Raw genomic sequence first — 19,483 nt, 5'->3', positions numbered from 1 at the left:
TGGTCACGCCGACGCTCGGCTTGCGGTTCTCCTCGTCACCCGCGAGCGGGTCGTTCTGGATGATGTCCTTCTGCATGGGAACTCCTCTCATCGTGTCGGGTGGTGCCTGTTCCGGCCGGGGTCTTGGTGCGGACCCGTCCGGATTCCCCGCTCCGGTCCGAGCGGGGTGTCCTGGGGGCGGCCGCGCGGTCCGGGCCGCGCAGCTCGCGGTCGAGGAAGACCACGGCGCGGCGCAGTACGGCCACGTGGTCCTCGGCCTGGTAGCCGTCGTGGCCGGTCTCCAGCCACATCGACTCGTGGGGTACGCGCGCGTGGCGCAGGGCGGCGAGGTAGTCGCGCACCTGGCCGGGCGGGCACTTGGCGTCCCGGGTCGCGGCGGCGACCAGGAGCGGGGCCCGCACCGAGGCCGCGTACCGCAGGGGCGAGCTGCGCTCGTAGCGCTCGGGCACCTCGTCGGGGGTGCCGCCGAACAGCCGCTCGTCCAGGGCGCGCAGGGCCGGGGTGCCGGTGCGGTGGGCGGCGGCGCAGTCGGCCACGGGCTTGACGGCGACGCCCGCCTGCCACAGGCGCGGGTGCAGTCCGAGGGCGAGCAGGACGAGGTAGCCGCCCCACGAGGTGCCCCACAGCCCGGTCGCGTCGGCGCGGACGACACCGCGCGCGACGAGGTCGGCGCGCACCGCGACCAGGTCGGCGACCTGGGTGAGCCCCACGCCCTGGCCGAACGCCCGGCGCCAGCGCGGCCCGTAGCCGGTGGAGCCGCGGTAGTTGACGCGGACGACGGCGAAGCCGGAGGCGACCAGCGAGTGGACCACGCCGTCGTAGGCGTCCCGGTCGTGGTCGGCGGGCCCGCCGTGCACCAGGAACACCGCGGGGACGGCTCCCCCGCGGCCCTCGGGCAGGCTGAGCAGACTGTGGACCGGGCCGTCGGGGCCGGGCGTCCACAGGTCGCGGTGCTCGCCGGGCACCGGGGCGGGGATGCCGTGGGTGGGCGGCAGCGGGGTCCCGGCGGCCCATCACCCCACCAATACTGGTGAGTGCACTGGGGCCGGCGACTGAAGTACAAGCGGGCAAAGCCCGTGCCTTCAGACACCCAACAGCGTGCCCGGCAAGTCTCGATCCTTCACTGTGTTCCACGCCGAAGCAGTACTAACAGGAAGCAATCAAACCTTGCCGAATAGTCAACGTTCCACCCATGAGCTGACCGTGCAGAACATTTGCCTGCAATCGGTACTGTGCTCCTTAGAAAGGAGGTGATCCAGCCGCACCTTCCGGTACGGCTACCTTGTTACGACTTCGTCCCAATCGCCAGTCCCACCTTCGACAGCTCCCTCCCACAAGGGGTTGGGCCACCGGCTTCGGGTGTTACCGACTTTCGTGACGTGACGGGCGGTGTGTACAAGGCCCGGGAACGTATTCACCGCAGCAATGCTGATCTGCGATTACTAGCAACTCCGACTTCATGGGGTCGAGTTGCAGACCCCAATCCGAACTGAGACCGGCTTTTTGAGATTCGCTCCGCCTCACGGCATCGCAGCTCATTGTACCGGCCATTGTAGCACGTGTGCAGCCCAAGACATAAGGGGCATGATGACTTGACGTCGTCCCCACCTTCCTCCGAGTTGACCCCGGCAGTCTCCTGTGAGTCCCCATCACCCCGAAGGGCATGCTGGCAACACAGAACAAGGGTTGCGCTCGTTGCGGGACTTAACCCAACATCTCACGACACGAGCTGACGACAGCCATGCACCACCTGTATACCGACCACAAGGGGGCGACCATCTCTGGCCGTTTCCGGTATATGTCAAGCCTTGGTAAGGTTCTTCGCGTTGCGTCGAATTAAGCCACATGCTCCGCTGCTTGTGCGGGCCCCCGTCAATTCCTTTGAGTTTTAGCCTTGCGGCCGTACTCCCCAGGCGGGGAACTTAATGCGTTAGCTGCGGCACCGACGACGTGGAATGTCGCCAACACCTAGTTCCCAACGTTTACGGCGTGGACTACCAGGGTATCTAATCCTGTTCGCTCCCCACGCTTTCGCTCCTCAGCGTCAGTAATGGCCCAGAGATCCGCCTTCGCCACCGGTGTTCCTCCTGATATCTGCGCATTTCACCGCTACACCAGGAATTCCGATCTCCCCTACCACACTCTAGCTAGCCCGTATCGAATGCAGACCCGGGGTTAAGCCCCGGGCTTTCACATCCGACGTGACAAGCCGCCTACGAGCTCTTTACGCCCAATAATTCCGGACAACGCTTGCGCCCTACGTATTACCGCGGCTGCTGGCACGTAGTTAGCCGGCGCTTCTTCTGCAGGTACCGTCACTTTCGCTTCTTCCCTGCTGAAAGAGGTTTACAACCCGAAGGCCGTCATCCCTCACGCGGCGTCGCTGCATCAGGCTTTCGCCCATTGTGCAATATTCCCCACTGCTGCCTCCCGTAGGAGTCTGGGCCGTGTCTCAGTCCCAGTGTGGCCGGTCGCCCTCTCAGGCCGGCTACCCGTCGTCGCCTTGGTAGGCCATTACCCCACCAACAAGCTGATAGGCCGCGGGCTCATCCTTCACCGCCGGAGCTTTCAACCCCCGCCCATGCAGGCAGGAGTATTATCCGGTATTAGACCCCGTTTCCAGGGCTTGTCCCAGAGTGAAGGGCAGATTGCCCACGTGTTACTCACCCGTTCGCCACTAATCCCCACCGAAGTGGTTCATCGTTCGACTTGCATGTGTTAAGCACGCCGCCAGCGTTCGTCCTGAGCCAGGATCAAACTCTCCATGAATGTTTACCGGTAATCCGGTGCACACACACGAAAGAGCGGAACGAACCAGTCGGAATAAGACCAGTCGTCCTCAGCGTCCTCGCTGTGTTGTTGCCACCCGCAAGCGGATGGACTTTTCAAAGGAACCTCCAACCCGCCATCACTGGCAGGCCGGGGTTGTCAATCTGGCGTTGACTTTTGGCACGCTGTTGAGTTCTCAAGGTACGGACGCTTCCTTTGTTCCCGTTTCCGGGCCCTCCGGGCGCTTCCTTCGTTTCCGACTCTATCAGATCTTTTCTCGACCCGATTTCCTCGGCGCTTTCCAGGTTTTCGCTTTCGCGTTTCCCTTTCCGGCGACTCCGACTTTATCAGAACTTCTGAGTCGGAATTTCCCTCCCGTTCGGCTTCCCTGTCCCCGCGTCGCTGACGCGGGAGGCACGCGAAGGTGCCGGGTTCCCGTCTGGAGGAGTTGTAAACGTACTGGAGCGGGGCGCCCCGACGCAAATCGAGGGGCCCCGCTCCGGGCGTACGCCGTCGGTATCAGACGGGTCGTCAGACCTCGACGACGACCGGGAGGATCATCGGGCGCCGGCGGTAGGTGTCCGAGACCCACTTGCCGACCGAGCGGCGGATCAGCTGCTGGAGCTGGTGGGGCTCGACGACGCCGTCCTGGGCGGACTTGTTGAGTGCCTCTTCGACCTTCGAGACCGCGGGGGTGAAGGCCGAGTCCTCGATGCCGGAACCGCGCGCCTGGAACGTCGGACCGCTGACGATCTTGCCGCTCGACGAGTCGACGACCACGAAGACCGAGATGATGCCCTCGTCCCCGAGGATGCGCCGGTCCTTGAGCGAGGACTCGGTGACGTCGCCGACCGAGAGGCCGTCCACGTACACGTAACCCGCCTGGACCTTGCCGACGATCTTCGCGGAGCCGTCGACCAGGTCGACGACCACGCCGTCCTCGGCGATGACGATGTGGTTCTTCGGGACGCCGGTGAGGGCTCCGAGCTCCGCGTTCGCCCGCAGGTGGCGCCATTCGCCGTGGACCGGCATCAGGTTCTTCGGCTTGCAGATGTTGTAGAAGTACAGCAGCTCGCCGGCCGAGGCGTGGCCCGAGACGTGCACCTTGGCGTTGCCCTTGTGGACGACGTTCGCGCCCCAGCGGGTCAGGCCGTTGATGACGCGGTAGACCGCGTTCTCGTTGCCCGGGATCAGGGACGACGCGAGGATCACCGTGTCGCCCTGGACGATCCGGATCTGGTGGTCGCGGTTGGCCATACGGGACAGCGCCGCCATGGGCTCGCCCTGCGAACCGGTGCAGACGAGCACGACCTCGTCGTCCGGCAGGTCGTCGAGCGTCTTGACGTCCACGACCAGGCCCGCGGGGACCCGGAGGTAGCCGAGGTCGCGCGCGATGCCCATGTTGCGGACCATCGAGCGGCCGACGAAGGCGACCCGGCGGCCGTACTCGTGGGCGGCGTCCAGGATCTGCTGGATGCGGTGCACATGGCTGGCGAAGCTGGCCACGATGATCCGCTTGTCGGCGTTGGCGAACACCGTGCGCAGGACGTTGGAGATGTCCCGCTCCGGCGGCACGAAGCCGGGGACCTCGGCGTTCGTCGAGTCGGAGAGGAGGAGGTCGATGCCCTCCTCGCTCAGCCGCGCGAACGCGTGCAGGTCGGTCAGGCGCCCGTCGAGCGGGAGCTGGTCCATCTTGAAGTCGCCGGTGGCGACGGCCAGACCCGCGGGGGTGCGGATGGCGACCGCGAGGGCGTCCGGGATGGAGTGGTTGACCGCGATGAACTCGCAGTCGAAGGGGCCCAGGCGCTCGCGGTCGCCCTCGGCGACCTCCAGCGTGTACGGGCGGATGCGGTGCTCCTGGAGCTTCGCCTCGATCAGTGCGAGGGTCAGCTTGGAGCCGATCAGCGGGATGTCCGGCTTCTCGCGGAGCAGGTACGGGACGCCGCCGATGTGGTCCTCGTGGCCGTGCGTGAGCACGATGCCCTCGATGTCGTCGAGGCGGTCCCTGATGCTGCTGAAGTCCGGCAGGATCAGGTCGACGCCCGGCTGCTCCTCCTCGGGGAAGAGGACGCCGCAGTCGACGATGAGCAGGCGGCCGCCGTACTCGAAGACGGTCATGTTTCGGCCGATTTCGCCGAGACCGCCGAGGGGGGTGACGCGCAGGCCGTTCTTGGGAAGCTTCGGCGGGGTGCCGAGTTCGGGATGCGGATGACTCAAAAGACTCTCCTCACCACGCACGCCACGTACCTCTGGGGCACGTGGCGTGCATGACATTCGTGCACTTGCTGTTGTCTGTTGTGTTCTTCGTATTCAGTTGTGAAGTCTGTGGTGACAGCTTTACCCCGCAGGAGCTACAGCTGTACCCCGCCGGCCGCAAGATCGATCTTGAGCTGGGCGGTTTCCTCCGCCGTCAGGTCGATCATCGGCAGTCGCAGCGGTCCGCCGGGCAGCCCCTGGAGGGCCAGCGCGGCCTTGGTGGTGATCACTCCCTGGGTACGGAACATGCCCGTGTACACCGGGAGCAGCCGCTGGTGGATCTCCGTGGCCTTCTGGACGTTGCCCGAGAGGTACGCGTCGAGGAGCGCGCGCAGCTCGGGGGTGACCACATGGCCGACGACCGAGACGAAGCCGACCGCGCCGACCGAGAGCAGCGGCAGGTTGAGCATGTCGTCGCCTGAGTACCAGGCGAGGCCGGAGCGGGCGATGGCCCAGCTGGCACGGCCGAGGTCGCCCTTGGCGTCCTTGTTGGCGACGATACGCGGGTGCTCGGCGAGGCGCACCAGGGTTTCGGTGTCGATCGGGACACCGCTGCGGCCGGGGATGTCGTAGAGCATCACCGGGAGCTCGGTGGCATCGGCGATGGCCGAGAAGTGCCGGTACAGGCCCTCCTGAGGGGGCTTGTTGTAGTACGGCGTCACGGCGAGCAGGCCGTGTGCGCCGGAGCGCTCGGCCGTGCGGGCCAGTTCCAGCGTGTGACGCGTGTCATTGGTGCCGATGCCGGCGATGACATGGGCCCGGTCTCCGACGGCTTCCAGTACGGCCCGTACGAGCTGGTCTTTCTCCGCGTCGCTGGTGGTCGGGGACTCGCCGGTGGTGCCGTTGACGATCAGTCCGTCGTTACCTGCGTCGACCAGGTGGACGGCGAGCCGCTGGGCACCGTCGAGGTCGAGTGCGCCGTCCGCCGCGAAGGGCGTGACCATGGCGGTGAGGACCCTCCCGAAGGGGGTCTGCGGAGTGGAGATCGGAGCCATGGGTAACACGCTACTCGCTGCTCAGCGCCGGGTGTCCCCTCGGGGGACGTGGCAGAGGGAGCCCGGCACTGCCTGCTCGGGGGTTCAAGCAGTGCCGGGTCCGTTTGATCAGCCTAGATGAACTTCACGAAACGCCGCAATACGGACACTTTGCGGGGGCTATCCGCACATCTGTGCCCGTACAGGCGGATTCGGGCCACTTACGGGGCGACGCGGCCGTTGGCGTTGAAGGCGGCGTAGGTGAGGGGCATGAGCTTCGCCCAGTGCTCCTCCATCTTCTCGCCGACCATCTCGATCTCGCGCTGCGGGAACGACGGCACCTTCGCCTGCTCGTGCTGGGTGCGCAGACCCAGGAAGTGCATCAGCGAGCGGGCGTTGCACGTCGCGTACATCGACGAGAACAGGCCGACCGGGAGCACGGCACGGGCGACCTCACGGGCCACTCCCGCCGCCAGCATCTCCTGGTACGCCTCGTACGCCTGGCGGTAGGAGTCCTCCATCGCGCGGGAGGTCAGCTCCTGCTGGGCCTCGGTGCCGTCGACGAACTCGTACTTCCCGGGGCGGCCCTGCTGGACCAGCTTGCGGTCGGCGCCCGGCACGTAGAACACCGGCTGGAGCTCCCGGTAGCGGCCCGACTCCTCGTTGTACGACCAGCCCACCCGGTGCCGCATGAACTCGCGGAAGACGAAGATCGGGGCGCTGATGAAGAACGTCATCGAGTTGTGCTCGAAGGGGCTGCCGTGCCGGTCCCGCATCAGGTAGTTGATCAGACCGCGGGAGCGCTCGGGGTCCTTCTGGAGCTCCTCCAGGGACTGCTCGCCGGCGGTCGAGACGCGGGCCGCCCACAGCACGTCGGAGTCGCCGGCGGTGTGCTTCACCAGCTCGACGGTGACTTCACTGCGGAAGCTGGGCTTGAGGTCTGCGGCGGGGGTGTCGGTCACCGGCGGGTCCTTCCAGTTGGTACGGCGGCGACCACTCTACGGCCCGGCACCGACAACGCCCGCCCTGACGATCCGTCACAGAATTCTTCGGCCAATTCGGGGAATTCGGGCACCAATCCTCAACTCCGTGCGTCTGTACCAGTAGACGCACCACAGTTCGAGTACCGCCCCACAGACAAGGAGAAGCCCCTCATGTTTCGCCGGCGTGAGCCCGTCCCCTTCGCGTTCGTCGCCGAGGCCGACGCCTTCCGCAGCAACATCACCCCGCCGCCGCGCGAGCGTGCCGGCGCCGGGCGAATAGTGGGCCGTACGCTGGTCGGGCTCACCGTGGTGGCCGGGCTCGCGGGCTCGCTCCTGTTCGGCGTGCCCGCACTGGAGCCGAGCGAGTCGCCGGGCCACTCCCAGCAGTCGCAGGCCGACGGCCGCTGACTCGTCCGGCCCCCCGGAGGTGGTCGTCCGACGGCCTCCTGGGTAGCCTCACCGGGCACAGCCAATCGAGCGTGCTTGTGAGTGAGGATCAGTCGTGCCCCTGCCCTTCCTGACGGCCGACCGCGCATTCGATGCGACCGCCGACGACGTCGCGCTGCCCTTCGACGACCACGACCGCTGGCGGCGTCCCTACCGGCCGGGCCCCTGGCGGGTCGGAGCGGCGGCGGTGCTGCTGCTGCTCGCCTCGTTCGTGCTGCTCGCCGCGGTGATCATCGCCTTCACGGGCGGTCCGGCCGGGGCGCTCGTGGTGCTGGTCGTCGCGCTCCTGGTGATCGCGTCGGCGCTGCGGATGCTGCGGATGGGCGTCTGGGTCAGCCGGGCCGGGCTGCGGCGGGTCCGCTTCCTGAGCACCTCCACGGTGCCGTGGCAGCAGATCGAGGACGTACGGACGGTGCAGCAGCCGGTGCGCTGGCTCGGGCTGCCCCGGACCGTGCAGGGACAGGCCCTGCTCGCCTCCAGGAGCGGCGGGGCGACCCTTCCCGTGCTGCTCACGGACCACAACGCGGACTTCCTGTCGCGCGTCGAGGCGTTCGACCGGGCGGCCGACATGGTGGAGGCCTGGGGCGCGGAGTACGGACGCCCCTGACCGGGCGGAACTGACCGGGGGAACCCGACCGACGACCGTGCCCCGCCGCGTACCGCAGGTACCGCGCGGGGCACCGGCGTACGGGCCGCCTCCGGACTACTTGGACTACTTCGCCGCCCGCAGCGCGATCGCCCGCTGCATGGCCTGGCGGGCCCGGGGGGTGTCGCGGGCGTCCTGGTAGGCCACGGCCAGGCGGAACCAGCAGCGCCAGTCGTTCGGCGCGTCCTCCGTCTCGGCCTTGCGGCGGGCGAAGACCGCGTCGGCCGAGTCACGGTCGATACGGCCGCCCGGGGTGCGGACCAGCTCGTCGACCGGGAGCCCGCCCTCGGCCTCCAGCTCGGCGGCGAGGGCGTTGGCCCGCGTCACGAAGCGGGTGTTGGCCCAGAGGAACCAGATGCCGATCAGCGGCAGCACCAGGACCGCGATCCCCATGGTGACGGTGATCAGCTTGCCGTCCTGGATGAGCATCAGGCCCCGGCTGCCGACCAGGACGAAGTAGAAGACCAGAACGGCAGCCGTGACGAAGTAAGTGATCTTTGCGCGCATGACCGGCAGTCCAGCTCAGTTCAGGTCGAGGAAGTGTTCCAGGCCGAAGGTCAGGCCCGGAGTGGTCACCACGCGGCGCGCGCCGAGCAGGATGCCCGGCATGAAGCTGCTGTGGTGGAGCGAGTCATGACGGATCGTCAGGGTCTCGCCCTCGGCGCCCAGGAGGACCTCCTGGTGGGCGAGGAGACCGCGCAGCCGGACCGCGTGGACGGGGACGCCGTCGACGTCCGCGCCGCGCGCCCCCTCCAGCGCCGTCGCCGTGGCGTCCGGCGCGGGGCCGACGCCCGCCTCGGCGCGGGCCGCCGCGATGAGCTGCGCGGTGCGCGTGGCGGTGCCCGAGGGCGCGTCCACCTTATTGGGGTGGTGCAGCTCGACGACCTCGACGGACTCGAAGTAGGGCGCGGCGAGCTGCGCGAACTTCATGGTCAGGACGGCCCCGATGGAGAAGTTCGGGGCGATGAGCACACCGGTGGACGGCGAGCCGTCCAGCCAGGTGGTGAGCTGCGCGAGGCGGTCCTCGGTCCAGCCGGTGGTGCCGACGACCGCGTGCATCCCGTGGCGCACACAGAAGTCGAGGTTGCCCATCACCGAGGCGGGGGTGGTCAGTTCGACCACGACCTGGGCGCCCGCGTCCGCGAGCGCCTCCAGCTTGTCGCCCCGGCCCAGGGCCGCCACCAGCTCCATGTCCTCGGCCGCTTCCACGGCCCGTACCGCTTCGGAGCCGATACGGCCCTTGGCGCCGAGAACCGCCACGCGCAGCTTGCTCATGCTTGCTTCCTCACGTCCTTGCGTACACGTACGTACGGATTGCGTACGGGTCAGGAGACCGCTTCATGGAGGCGGTCGGCCTGCTTGTCCTTCAGCGGGCCGATGACGGACAGCGAGGGACGCTGGCCCAGCACATCACGGGCCACCTCGCGGACCTCGTCCGGGGTGACCGCGGCTATCCGGGCCAGCATGTCGTCGACCGACATCTGGGTGCCCCAGCACAGCTCGCTCTTGCCGATGCGGTTCATCAGCGCGCCGGTGTCCTCCAGGCCGAGCACGGTCGAGCCGGAGAGCTGGCCGACCGCGCGGCCGATCTCCTCGTCCGACAGCCCGTCCGAGGCGACCCGGTCGAGCTCGTCCCGGCAGATCTTGAGGACGTCGTGGACCTGGCTGGGGCGGCAGCCCGCGTACACGCCGAACAGTCCGCAGTCGGCGAAGCCCGAGGTGTACGAGTACACGCTGTAGGCGAGGCCGCGCTTCTCCCGTACCTCCTGGAAGAGGCGGGAGGACATACCGCCGCCCAGGGCCGTGTTCAGCACCCCGAGCGCCCAGCGGCGCTCGTCCGTGCGGGCCAGGCCCGGCATGCCGAGGACGACGTGCGCCTGCTCGGTCCGCCGGTTGAGGAGCTCGACGCGGCCCGCCGTCTTCAGGGTGCGGGCGCCGTCGCGCGGGGCGACCGGGACCGCGTCCGTGTGGGTGAGCGCGCCGGCCTTCTCGAACGCCTTGCGGACCTGGCGTACGACGGTGGCGTGGTCGACGTTTCCGGCGGCCGCCACGACCAGGTGGCGCGGGTCGTAGTGCTTCTTGTAGAAGCGGGCGACCTGCGCCCGGGTCAGCGAGTTGATCGTGTCGACGGTCCCGAGGACCGGGCGGCCCAGCGGGGTGTCGCCGAGCATGGTGTGCGCGAACAGGTCGTGCACACAGTCGCCCGGGTCGTCCTCCGTCATCGCGATCTCTTCGAGGATGACACCGCGCTCGGCGTCCACATCCTCTTCGAGGATGAGGGAGCCGGTCAGCATGTCGCAGACGACGTCGATCGCCAGCGGCAGGTCGGTGTCGAGCACGCGCGCGTAGTAGCAGGTGTACTCCTTCGCCGTGAAGGCGTTCATCTCGCCGCCGACCGCGTCGATCGCGGCGGAGATGTCGAGGGCGCTGCGCTTGCGCGTGCCCTTGAAGAGGAGGTGCTCCAGATAGTGCGTGGCGCCGTTGAGCGTGGGCGTCTCGTCTCGGGAGCCGACCTGGACCCAGATGCCGAAGGTCGCCGACCGTACGGAGGGCAGGGTCTCGGTGACGACGCGCAGGCCGCCCGGCAGGGTCGTGCGGCGGACGGTGCCGATGCCGTTGGAACCCTTGAGAAGCGTTTGGGTACGGGCGACGGCCCGCGCCTCCGAGGAGGTGCGGGCCGTCGCCTTGGAGCTACGGGACGTCACTTGTCGGTGTCGTCCTTCGTCTCGTCGCCGTCTTCGCCCTCGACGACCGGGATCAGGGAGAGCTTGCCGCGGGAGTCGATCTCCGCGATCTCGACCTGGACCTTGGAGCCGATCGCGAGCACGTCCTCGACGTTCTCCACGCGCTTGCCACCGGCGAGCTTGCGGATCTGCGAGATGTGCAGCAGGCCGTCCTTGCCCGGGAGCAGGGAGACGAACGCACCGAAGGTGGTGGTCTTGACGACCGTACCCAGGTAGCGCTCGCCGACCTCCGGCATGGTCGGGTTGGCGATCGAGTTGATCGTGGCGCGGGCGGCCTCGGCCTGCGAGCCGACCTGGGCACCGATGTAGATGGTGCCGTCGTCCTCGATCGTGATCTCGGCGCCGGTGTCCTCCTGGATCTGGTTGATCATCTTGCCCTTGGGGCCGATGACCTCACCGATCTTGTCCACGGGGATCTTGACGGTGATGATCCGCGGGGCGTTCGGGGACATCTCGTCCGGCGTGTCGATCGCTTCCATCATCACGTCGAGGATGTGGAGGCGGGCGTCGCGGGCCTGCTTGAGGGCCGCGGCCAGGACGGAGGCCGGGATGCCGTCCAGCTTGGTGTCGAGCTGGAGGGCGGTGACGAACTCCTTCGTACCGGCGACCTTGAAGTCCATGTCGCCGAAGGCGTCCTCCGCACCGAGGATGTCGGTGAGGGCGACGTAGTGCGTCTTGCCGTCGATCTCCTGGGAGATCAGACCCATGGCGATACCGGCGACGGGGGCCTTGAGCGGCACACCGGCGTTCAGCAGCGACATGGTGGAGGCGCAGACCGAGCCCATGGACGTCGAGCCGTTGGAGCCCAGCGCCTCGGACACCTGACGGATCGCGTAGGGGAACTCCTCGCGCGTCGGCAGGACCGGCATGATCGCGCGCTCGGCGAGCGCGCCGTGGCCGATCTCGCGGCGCTTCGGCGAACCGACGCGGCCGGTCTCGCCGACCGAGTACGGCGGGAAGTTGTAGTTGTGCATGTAGCGCTTGCGGGTCACCGGGGAAAGGGTGTCCAGCTGCTGCTCCATACGGAGCATGTTGAGGGTGGTGACGCCCAGGATCTGGGTCTCGCCACGCTCGAACAGCGCCGAGCCGTGCACGCGCGGGATGGCCTCGACCTCGGCGGCCAGGGTACGGATGTCCGTGATCCCGCGGCCGTCGATGCGGACCTTGTCCTTGATGACGCGCTCGCGGACCAGCTTCTTGGTCAGCGCGCGGTACGCGGCGGAGATCTCCTTCTCGCGGCCCTCGAAGGCCGGCAGGAGCTTCTCGGCGGCCAGCTCCTTGACGCGGTCCAGCTCGGCCTCGCGGTCCTGCTTGCCCGCGATGGTCAGCGCCTGCGAGAGCTCGCCCTTGACCGCGGCGGCGAGCGCCTCCAGGACGTCGTCCTGGTAGTCGAGGAAGACCGGGAACTCGCCGGTCGGCTTCGCGGCCTTGGCGGCGAGCTCGGCCTGGGCCTTGCAGAGGACCTTGATGAAGGGCTTCGCGGCGTCCAGACCGGCCGCGACGACCTCCTCGGTCGGCGCCTCGGCGCCGCCCTGGACCAGCTGGATCGTCTTCTCGGTGGCCTCGGCCTCGACCATCATGATCGCGACGTCGCCGTCCTCGAGGGCGCGACCGGCGACCACCATGTCGAAGACGGCGTCCTCGAGCTCGGTGTGCGTCGGGAACGCCACCCACTGGCCGCGGATCAGCGCGACGCGGACGCCGCCGATCGGGCCGGAGAAGGGCAGGCCGGCCAGCTGCGTGGAGCAGGAGGCGGCGTTGATGGCGACCACGTCGTAGAGGTGGTCCGGGTTGAGCGCCATGATCGTGGCGACAACCTGGATCTCGTTGCGCAGGCCCTTCTTGAAGGACGGGCGCAGCGGGCGGTCGATCAGCCGGCAGGTGAGGATCGCGTCCTCGGAGGGGCGGCCCTCACGGCGGAAGAAGGAGCCGGGGATCTTGCCGGCCGCGTACATCCGCTCCTCGACGTCCACCGTCAGGGGGAAGAAGTCGAGCTGGTCCTTGGGCTTCTTGGACGCGGTGGTGGCCGAAAGGACCATCGTGTCGTCGTCCAGGTACGCGACGGCGGAGCCGGCGGCCTGCTTGGCCAGGCGGCCCGTCTCGAAGCGGATGGTGCGGGTGCCGAAGGAACCGTTGTCAATAACGGCCTCGGCGTAGTGGGTCTCGTTCTCCACTAGCGTTTTCTCCGATACTCATCGTCTTTCGTCCCCGGGCCCGTGTGGCGGGGGGACGGTGTGGCGGAGAAGCGCTCCTGGGCTGCGGGCCGGTCTTCGATCGAAGCATCCGGGGGCGTTGTCTCCCCGGAGGCCACTACCGAGGACCGGCGGCGGGAGGAGGCTTCTCGCTCATCGTGTGTTGCGTTGTACGACCAGACTACTGAGCGTCCGGTACGTCCCGCACGTACAGCAAAGGGAGCGGCCCCCTAATAGGTGGGAACCGCTCCCTTCACGGCGACTTACTTGGCGCCGCCGGCCGCACCGCGGCGGATGCCCAGGCGGTCGACCAGCGCACGGAAGCGCTGGATGTCCTTCTTGGCCAGGTACTGCAGCAGGCGGCGGCGCTGGCCGACCAGGATCAGCAGACCACGACGGGAGTGGTGGTCGTGCTTGTGGGTCTTGAGGTGCTCGGTCAGGTCCGAGATGCGGCGGGAGAGCATGGCGACCTGGACCTCGGGGGAGCCGGTGTCGCCCTCCTTCTGGCCGAACTCGGACATGATCTGCTTCTTCGTAGCGGCGTCGAGAGACACTCGGTACTCCTCGTAGTCTTGATGTGCCACCGAGTGCCCCTGGTCTTTGTCTCAGGGGGGCTTCCGTTACTCGGGAGGCGGGGATCCGCTGGGCGCAGCCTCCAGAACAATCCGAAGACGCGTACACAAACGGCCGTCACACAGCGTACCAGTACGCCGGGACTCGTCCGATCGGGGGGTCGCCCGCCCCCGGGCGTGTCCCGGAGGCGTCCGCAGGGGCCCGTCAGCCGCTGGTGAGCGAGCGGGCGCGGTCGAAGACGTCCAGGACGGCCAGGCAGAGCGGGACCAGCGAGAGCAGCACGGCGCCCTCGGCGAGGTCGAGGGTGCGGCCCCAGAAGGGCGAGAGGCCCTTCTTCGGGATGATCAGGCCGATGGCGGTGATCAGGGCGGCACCGGCCGCGACGGCCGCGGAGAGCCAGATCGTACGGATGTCGAGAGAGCCGCGGTCGCCGTAGCGGACGAAGTCGTACAGCAGATCTCCGGGCGGGTTCAGGGAGAGGCCGAGGACCAGCAGCGCGATCGCGGCGAGCCCGGCCACCAGGACGCAGGCGACCTGCGAGGTGTAGCGGAACAGACGCGCGCGCAGCAGCATGGCGAGCCCGGCCATCAGGGCCAGGAGCTGGCCGTAGAGGCTGTGCGAGAAGCCGAGGACGGCGGCGGAGCCGACCACGGTCGCGGCGCAGCCGCCGACCAGGCCGAGCAGCATCTCGTGGCCGCGCCGGGCCTGGGCGGCGATGCGCTCGGCGTCGACGGGGCGGGCTTCGGGGGTGCTGCTGGGCTCGGCGCCGAAGTCGTCGGCGGTGGCGCTGCGCGGGGAGGCGTAGCCGATGGGGAGCCGGGCGAAGCGTGCGGACAGGCCCGGCAGGAAGGCGACCAGGCCGATGGCGACCGGGGCGCAGACCGCGGCCGTCCGGGTGGCGGTGGACTCGGTGAGGATGGCCACGAAGGTGGCGAGGGTGCCGGTGGCGGCGAGGAAGGTGGTCGCCACGAACGGGGCGTCGCCGCTCGGGGTGAGCACGACCAGGGACACCGAGGCCACCAGGACGGTGACGCAGCCGAGCAGGAACTGGAGCTTGCCGGGGCCGTCGCCGCTGTCCGGGCCGATGATGCCGGAGCCCGCGATCAGCAGCAGGGGCAGCGCGCCGAGGCCGAGGGCCACGGCGCTGGCGCGGTCGGAGTAGACCCGGGCCCGCACCCCCGCGAAGGCGGTGAGCAGCAGGCCCGCGGAGCCCGCGATGATGCCGGGCAGGCCGTGCATGTCGTGGTCGACGGGGTCCGCGTACCAGAGGACGAAGCCCATCAGGACGAGCAGCAGGACGCCGCCGGCCAGGCCCGCCCAGCGCAGCAGGTCGTCGCTCCACAGATGGCGGTCGCGGGTGACGGCGGAGGCGACGGCGTCCGAGACGTCGTCGAAGACGGCGGGCGGCAGCGACTCGCCGAAGGGGCGCAGGCTCAGCAGCTCCCCGTCGAGGACCTGCTGGGCGGCGAGGGTGCGGGCGCCGTCGAGGACGGTGCCGTCGCGGCGCACCAGGTGGTAGCCGGTGGGCGCGCCCGCGGGCTGGGTCTGGCCGGTGAGCCGGAGGATCTCCGGATAGACGTCGGCGACGGCGATGTCCTCCGGGAGGGCCACATCGATGCGACTGTCGGGCGCCACCACCGTGACCCGGCAGAAGCCTGTCGCTGCGGTCGTACTCACGTCCTCGGACCCCCTGATTCGCGGTTGCGCACACTGCGCGCGCCACCCTACCGGGCTCCGGTGTCACAGGCTGCAAGTAGGATCACCGTCGCGCGCAGGGAGCCCCCGAATCGAGCGGTCACGGGGGCGCCGGAACGCAAGTGACCGTCCGTATTGAGGGATTGATGCTCCGGTGAGCCAGATCGTCGTCAAACGCCCGCCGCGGTCCTTGCCGCCCGAAGTGTCCTCGGACGAGCTGCGGCTCGAGGGGCCGCCGGAGCTGCCGCGCGGACAGCAGGAGTCGATGCTGATGCAGCTCCTGCCGATGCTCGGCATGGGCTCGTCGGTGGTGTTCTTCTTCATGCCCAACTCGGCGCCGTTCATGAAGATCATGGGCGCGCTGATGCTGGTGTCGACACTGGCGATGGTGATCGCGCAGCTGGTGAAGTTCCGCAAGGGTGCGCAGGGGCAAATGGCCGATGTCCGGCGCGACTACCTCAAGTACCTCGCGCAGACGCGGCGTGCGGTGCGCAAGACCGCGCGCCGCCAGCGCGACGCGCAGCTGTATCTGCACCCGGCGCCCGAGCAGTTGTGGTCGGTGGTCGCGGAGGGCTCGCGGGTCTGGGAGCGCCGGGTCGGCGACGACGACTTCGGACAGGCCCGGATCGGCCTGGGCGCCCAGCAGCTCGCCACCCCGCTGATAGCACCGGAGACGGCGCCGGTGGACGAGCTGGAGCCGCTGTGCGCGGGCGCGATGCAGCAGTTCCTCGCGGTGCACGGCTCGCTGGACGGGCTGCCGATGGCGGTCTCGATGCGCGCCTTCTACCACGTGACGGTCTCCGGCGACCCGGACGCCGCCCAGTCGGCGGCGCGCGCGCTGGTGGCGCAGCTGGTGACGCTGCACTCCCCCGACGACCTGATGGTCGCCGTGGTGGCGGCGCCGGGCGCGGTGGGGCGCTGGGACTGGACGAAGTGGCTGCCGCACACCCAGGTGCCCGGCCAGGTCGACGGGGCCGGCACCAAGCGGCTGTTCGGCGACGACCTGGGTGAGCTGGAGCTGCTGCTGCACAGCAGGCTGGACGGGCGGCCCCGGTTCAGCCGGGACAACCAGCCGGTCCTGGACCAGCCGCACCTGGTGGTGGTCCTGGACGGCGGGATGGTGCCGCCGGACTCGGCGTTCGCGGCCGCCGAGGGGCTGCAGGGCGTCACCATCATCGAGGTGGTGCCGGGCGAGCTCGACGAGCCGCGCGGCGGCCTCTCGGTGGTCGTACGGCCGGGCCGGCTGCGCCTGGAGTCGGGCTTCGGGATGGCGTACGAGGGTGTGCCGGACCAGATGTCGCTGCCGGCCGCCGAGGCGCTGGCCCGCCAGCTCGCGCCGCTGCAGATGGGCGGCGGTGACGACGACGAGCCGCTGCTCGCCAACCTGGACTTCACGGATCTGCTGAACCTGGGCGACGCCGGCTCCATCGACGTGGCCCGCACCTGGCGGCCGCGCTCGACGGCCGAGCGGCTGCGGGTGCCGATCGGTGTCGGCGAGGACGGCCAGCCCGTCATGCTCGACCTCAAGGAGGCCGCGCAGGAGGGCATGGGCCCGCACGGCCTGTGCGTGGGCGCGACCGGCTCCGGCAAGTCGGAGCTGCTGCGCACCCTGGTGCTCGGCCTCGCGGTCACCCACACCTCGGAGACGCTGAACTTCGTCCTCGCCGACTTCAAGGGCGGCGCGACCTTCACCGGCATGTCGCAGATGCCGCACGTGGCGGCGGTCATCACCAACCTGGCGGACGACCTCACCCTGGTCGACCGCATGGGCGACGCGATCCGCGGCGAGCTCCAGCGCCGCCAGGAGCTGCTGCGCTCGGCGGGCAACTACGCCAACATGCACGACTACGAGAAGGCGCGCGCCGCGGGCGCCCCGCTGGAGCCGCTCGCCTCGCTGGTCCTGGTGATCGACGAGTTCTCCGAACTCCTCACCGCCAAGCCCGACTTCATCGACATGTTCATCCAGATCGGCCGTATCGGCCGCTCCCTGGGTGTGCATCTGCTGCTCGCCTCGCAGCGCCTGGAGGAGGGCAAGCTGCGCGGTCTGGACACGTACCTCTCGTACCGCGTGGGTCTGCGCACCTTCTCCGCGGCCGAGTCGCGCACCGCGCTGGGCGTCCCCGACGCCTACCACCTGCCGTCGGTGCCGGGCTCCGGCTACCTCAAGTTCGGCACCGACGAGATGGTCCGCTTCAAGGCGGCGTATGTGTCGGGCACCTACCGCTCCGGCGGCCCCGACCTCACCGTGGGCCCGCTGCCGATCGAGCGGCGCACCGCGCTGTTCACGGCCGCCCCGGTGCCGGTCGTCTACGCGGCGCCCGACCCGGCGGCGGTGAGGACCCCCGGCGAGGACGACGCGCTGGCGGACACGGTGCTCGACGTGATCGTGCGGCGCCTGGAGGGGCAGGGCGTGCCCGCCCACCAGGTGTGGCTGCCGCCGCTGGACGACGCGCCCTCGCTGGACCAGCTGCTGCCGGGCATCGCGCCCACGGCGGAGCGCGGTCTGAACGCGACGGAGTACACCCGCCCGGGCGGTCTGATCGTGCCGCTCGGCCTCATCGACAAGCCCTTCGAGCAGCGCCGCGAGGTGCTCTACCGGGACTTCTCGGGCGCGGCGGGCCACATGCTGCTCGTCGGCGGCCCGCAGTCCGGCAAGTCGACGCTGCTGCGCACCCTGATCTCGTCGTTCGCGCTCACCCACACCCCGAACGAAGTGCAGTTCTACGGGCTCGACTTCGGCGGTGGCGGTCTGTCGTCCGTCGCCGACCTGCCGCACGTGGGCGGCATCGCCTCGCGCCTGGACCCCGAGCGGGTGCGGCGTACGGTGGCGGAGGTCGCGGGGGTGCTGAACCGGCGCGAGGAGTTCTTCCGCGCCAACGGCATCGACTCCATCGGCACCTACCGGCGCCGCCGCGCGGCCGGCGACCTCCCCGGCGAGGCCTGGGGCGACGTGTTCCTGGTCATCGACGGCTGGGGCGCGTTCCGCGGCGACTACGAGATGCTCGACGGCGTCGTCCAGGACATCGCGAGCCGGGGCCTCGGCTACGGCATCCACGTCATCCTCACCGCCTCCCGCTACATGGAGGTGCGCGCCGCGCTCAAGGACCAGATCCTGGGCCGCCTGGAGCTGCGGCTCGGCGACTCGATGGACTCCGAGTTCGACCGCAAGGTCGCTGCCAACGTGCCGGTGGGCATGCCGGGCCGCGGCCAGGTCGCGGAGAAGCTGCACTTCATGTCGGCGCTGCCGCGCATGGACGGCTCCTGCGACCCGGAGACGCTCTCCCAGGCCACCGAGGCGTTCGTGCGTACGGTCAAGGAGGCCTGGCAGGGCCCGGCGGCCCCCACCGTCCGCCTGCTCCCCCGCCGGCTCCCGGCCGACCAGCTGCCGAAGGGCTTCGAGTACCCGCAGCACGGTGTGGCGATCGGCATCGACGAGACCAATCTGGAGCCGGTGTTCGTCGACTTCGAGACCGACCCGTTCTTCCTGGTCTTCGGCGAGAGCGAGTCGGGCAAGACGGCGCTGCTGCGCCACCTCGCCCAGAAGATCTCCGAGCGGTACTCGCCGGACGAGGCGAAGATCGTCGTCGGTGACTACCGCCGTTCGCTCCTGGACGTGGTCCCGGACACGCATCTGCTGGAGTACGCGCCGCTGTCCAGCGCGCTGGAGATGCACATGAACGCGCTGGCGGACCTGATGGTGCGCCGCCAGCCGCCGCCGGACGTCACCCCGCAGCAGCTGCGCGACCGCTCCTGGTGGACCGGCCCGCAGGTGTTCATCATCGTCGACGACTACGAGCTGGTCTCGACGAACGCGGGCAACCCGCTGTCGGTGATGGTGGAGAACCTGCCGTTCTCCCGGGACGTGGGCGTGCGCTTCATCATCGCCCGCAGCTCGGCGGGCGCGTCCCGCTCGATGTACGAGTCCTTCATGCAACGCATCAAGGAGCTCGGCGCGCAGGGCGTGGTCCTGTCCGGCGACCCGAACGAGGGCGACGTCCTCGGCAACGTCCGCCCCCGCCCGATGCCGCAGGGCCGCGGCTACTTCGTCTCCCGCAAGCGCGGCACCCCGCTGGTGCAGCTGGGCTGGCTCCCCGAGCAGTGACGACCCGAGCAGTGACGACCGGAGCGGTGCGGGCCGGATCAGTGACAGTAGGAGGAACGGGCGGTGCGAGCCGCCCGCTCCAACTACCCTGACAGGCACTGA

12 protein-coding genes, 1 rRNA gene and 1 pseudogene are annotated in these 19,483 nt (G+C 69.3%); 3 read left to right on the top strand and 11 right to left on the bottom strand.

All coding sequences use genetic code 11. From position 1 onward, the window contains the following. Nucleotides 1-35: 35 nt before the first annotated feature. The 5 genes and pseudogenes from A8W25_RS24335 to thyX all read right to left on the bottom strand — a co-directional run. Nucleotides 36-1,001: pseudogene (locus A8W25_RS24335) on the bottom strand (alpha/beta hydrolase family protein); the annotation flags it as partial. A 242-nt stretch (nucleotides 1,002-1,243) separates the two neighbouring features. Further along, nucleotides 1,244-2,769, bottom strand: a 16S ribosomal RNA gene (locus A8W25_RS24330). 531 nt (nucleotides 2,770-3,300) lie between these two features. Next, nucleotides 3,301-4,986, bottom strand: a complete 1,686-nt coding sequence (locus A8W25_RS24325) for a ribonuclease J (RefSeq protein WP_067164970.1) — start codon at nucleotides 4,984-4,986, stop codon at nucleotides 3,301-3,303. A gap of 134 nt (nucleotides 4,987-5,120) precedes the next feature. Then, a complete protein-coding gene (gene dapA / locus A8W25_RS24320) occupies nucleotides 5,121-6,020 on the bottom strand; it encodes a 4-hydroxy-tetrahydrodipicolinate synthase (protein ID WP_067164968.1) in 900 nt (299 codons plus the stop codon). A gap of 200 nt (nucleotides 6,021-6,220) precedes the next feature. Continuing rightward, nucleotides 6,221-6,961 (bottom strand): FAD-dependent thymidylate synthase, encoded by a 741-nt coding sequence (gene thyX, locus A8W25_RS24315; RefSeq protein WP_067164965.1) that lies wholly within the window; start codon nucleotides 6,959-6,961, stop codon nucleotides 6,221-6,223. A gap of 192 nt (nucleotides 6,962-7,153) precedes the next feature. Here thyX and A8W25_RS24310 point away from each other — a divergent pair, with 192 nt between their 5' ends. Together A8W25_RS24310 and A8W25_RS24305 are read left to right on the top strand one after the other, a co-directional pair. Then, complete coding sequence (locus tag A8W25_RS24310; protein ID WP_067164963.1) at nucleotides 7,154-7,390, top strand: hypothetical protein; 237 nt, start codon at nucleotides 7,154-7,156, stop codon at nucleotides 7,388-7,390. 94 nt (nucleotides 7,391-7,484) lie between these two features. Beyond that, entirely contained in the window at nucleotides 7,485-8,036 is a 552-nt protein-coding gene (locus tag A8W25_RS24305; protein WP_067164960.1) for a PH domain-containing protein, read from the top strand. A 105-nt stretch (nucleotides 8,037-8,141) separates the two neighbouring features. Here the strand turns inward: A8W25_RS24305 and A8W25_RS24300 are convergent, their stop codons facing one another. From A8W25_RS24300 to eccD, 6 genes are all read right to left on the bottom strand, one after another. Continuing rightward, nucleotides 8,142-8,582: a hypothetical protein gene (locus A8W25_RS24300; RefSeq protein ID WP_067164958.1), complete on the bottom strand. Its 441-nt coding sequence runs from the start codon at nucleotides 8,580-8,582 to the stop codon at nucleotides 8,142-8,144. A gap of 15 nt (nucleotides 8,583-8,597) precedes the next feature. Next, complete coding sequence (gene dapB, locus A8W25_RS24295) at nucleotides 8,598-9,350, bottom strand: 4-hydroxy-tetrahydrodipicolinate reductase (RefSeq protein WP_067164955.1); 753 nt, start codon at nucleotides 9,348-9,350, stop codon at nucleotides 8,598-8,600. 50 nt (nucleotides 9,351-9,400) lie between these two features. Then, nucleotides 9,401-10,780, bottom strand: coding sequence for a M16 family metallopeptidase (locus tag A8W25_RS24290; RefSeq protein WP_067164953.1), 1,380 nt, complete (start codon nucleotides 10,778-10,780; stop codon nucleotides 9,401-9,403). Then, nucleotides 10,777-12,993, bottom strand: a complete 2,217-nt coding sequence (locus A8W25_RS24285; protein WP_067164950.1) for a polyribonucleotide nucleotidyltransferase — start codon at nucleotides 12,991-12,993, stop codon at nucleotides 10,777-10,779. The genes A8W25_RS24290 and A8W25_RS24285 overlap by 4 nt, the downstream gene beginning before the upstream one ends. 281 nt (nucleotides 12,994-13,274) lie before the next feature. Further along, nucleotides 13,275-13,565: a 30S ribosomal protein S15 gene (rpsO, locus tag A8W25_RS24280; protein WP_067164948.1), complete on the bottom strand. Its 291-nt coding sequence runs from the start codon at nucleotides 13,563-13,565 to the stop codon at nucleotides 13,275-13,277. 223 nt (nucleotides 13,566-13,788) lie between these two features. Further along, complete coding sequence (gene eccD, locus A8W25_RS24275) at nucleotides 13,789-15,261, bottom strand: type VII secretion integral membrane protein EccD (RefSeq protein WP_067164945.1); 1,473 nt, start codon at nucleotides 15,259-15,261, stop codon at nucleotides 13,789-13,791. Nucleotides 15,262-15,433: 172 nt separating this feature from the next. On the opposite strand from eccD, the gene eccCa reads away from it, so the two are divergent. Further along, nucleotides 15,434-19,381, top strand: coding sequence for a type VII secretion protein EccCa (gene eccCa / locus A8W25_RS24270; RefSeq protein WP_067164942.1), 3,948 nt, complete (start codon nucleotides 15,434-15,436; stop codon nucleotides 19,379-19,381). Nucleotides 19,382-19,483 lie beyond the last annotated feature (102 nt).

The sequence above is a fragment of the Streptomyces sp. ERV7 genome, assembly GCF_001653515.1.
GTDB lineage: Bacteria > Actinomycetota > Actinomycetes > Streptomycetales > Streptomycetaceae > Streptomyces.
The sequence above is the reverse complement of the archived record's forward strand: the minus strand, read 5'-3'. Positions and strand labels throughout refer to the sequence as shown.

Coding starts and splice junctions, on each gene's coding strand:
- dapA (WP_067164968.1), bottom strand. CDS start 6,020: ATGGCTCCGATCTCCACTCCGCAGACCCCCTTCGGGAGGGTCCTCACC.
- A8W25_RS24300 (WP_067164958.1), bottom strand. CDS start 8,582: ATGCGCGCAAAGATCACTTACTTCGTCACGGCTGCCGTTCTGGTCTTC.
- A8W25_RS24310 (WP_067164963.1), top strand. CDS start 7,154: ATGTTTCGCCGGCGTGAGCCCGTCCCCTTCGCGTTCGTCGCCGAGGCC.
- dapB (WP_067164955.1), bottom strand. CDS start 9,350: ATGAGCAAGCTGCGCGTGGCGGTTCTCGGCGCCAAGGGCCGTATCGGC.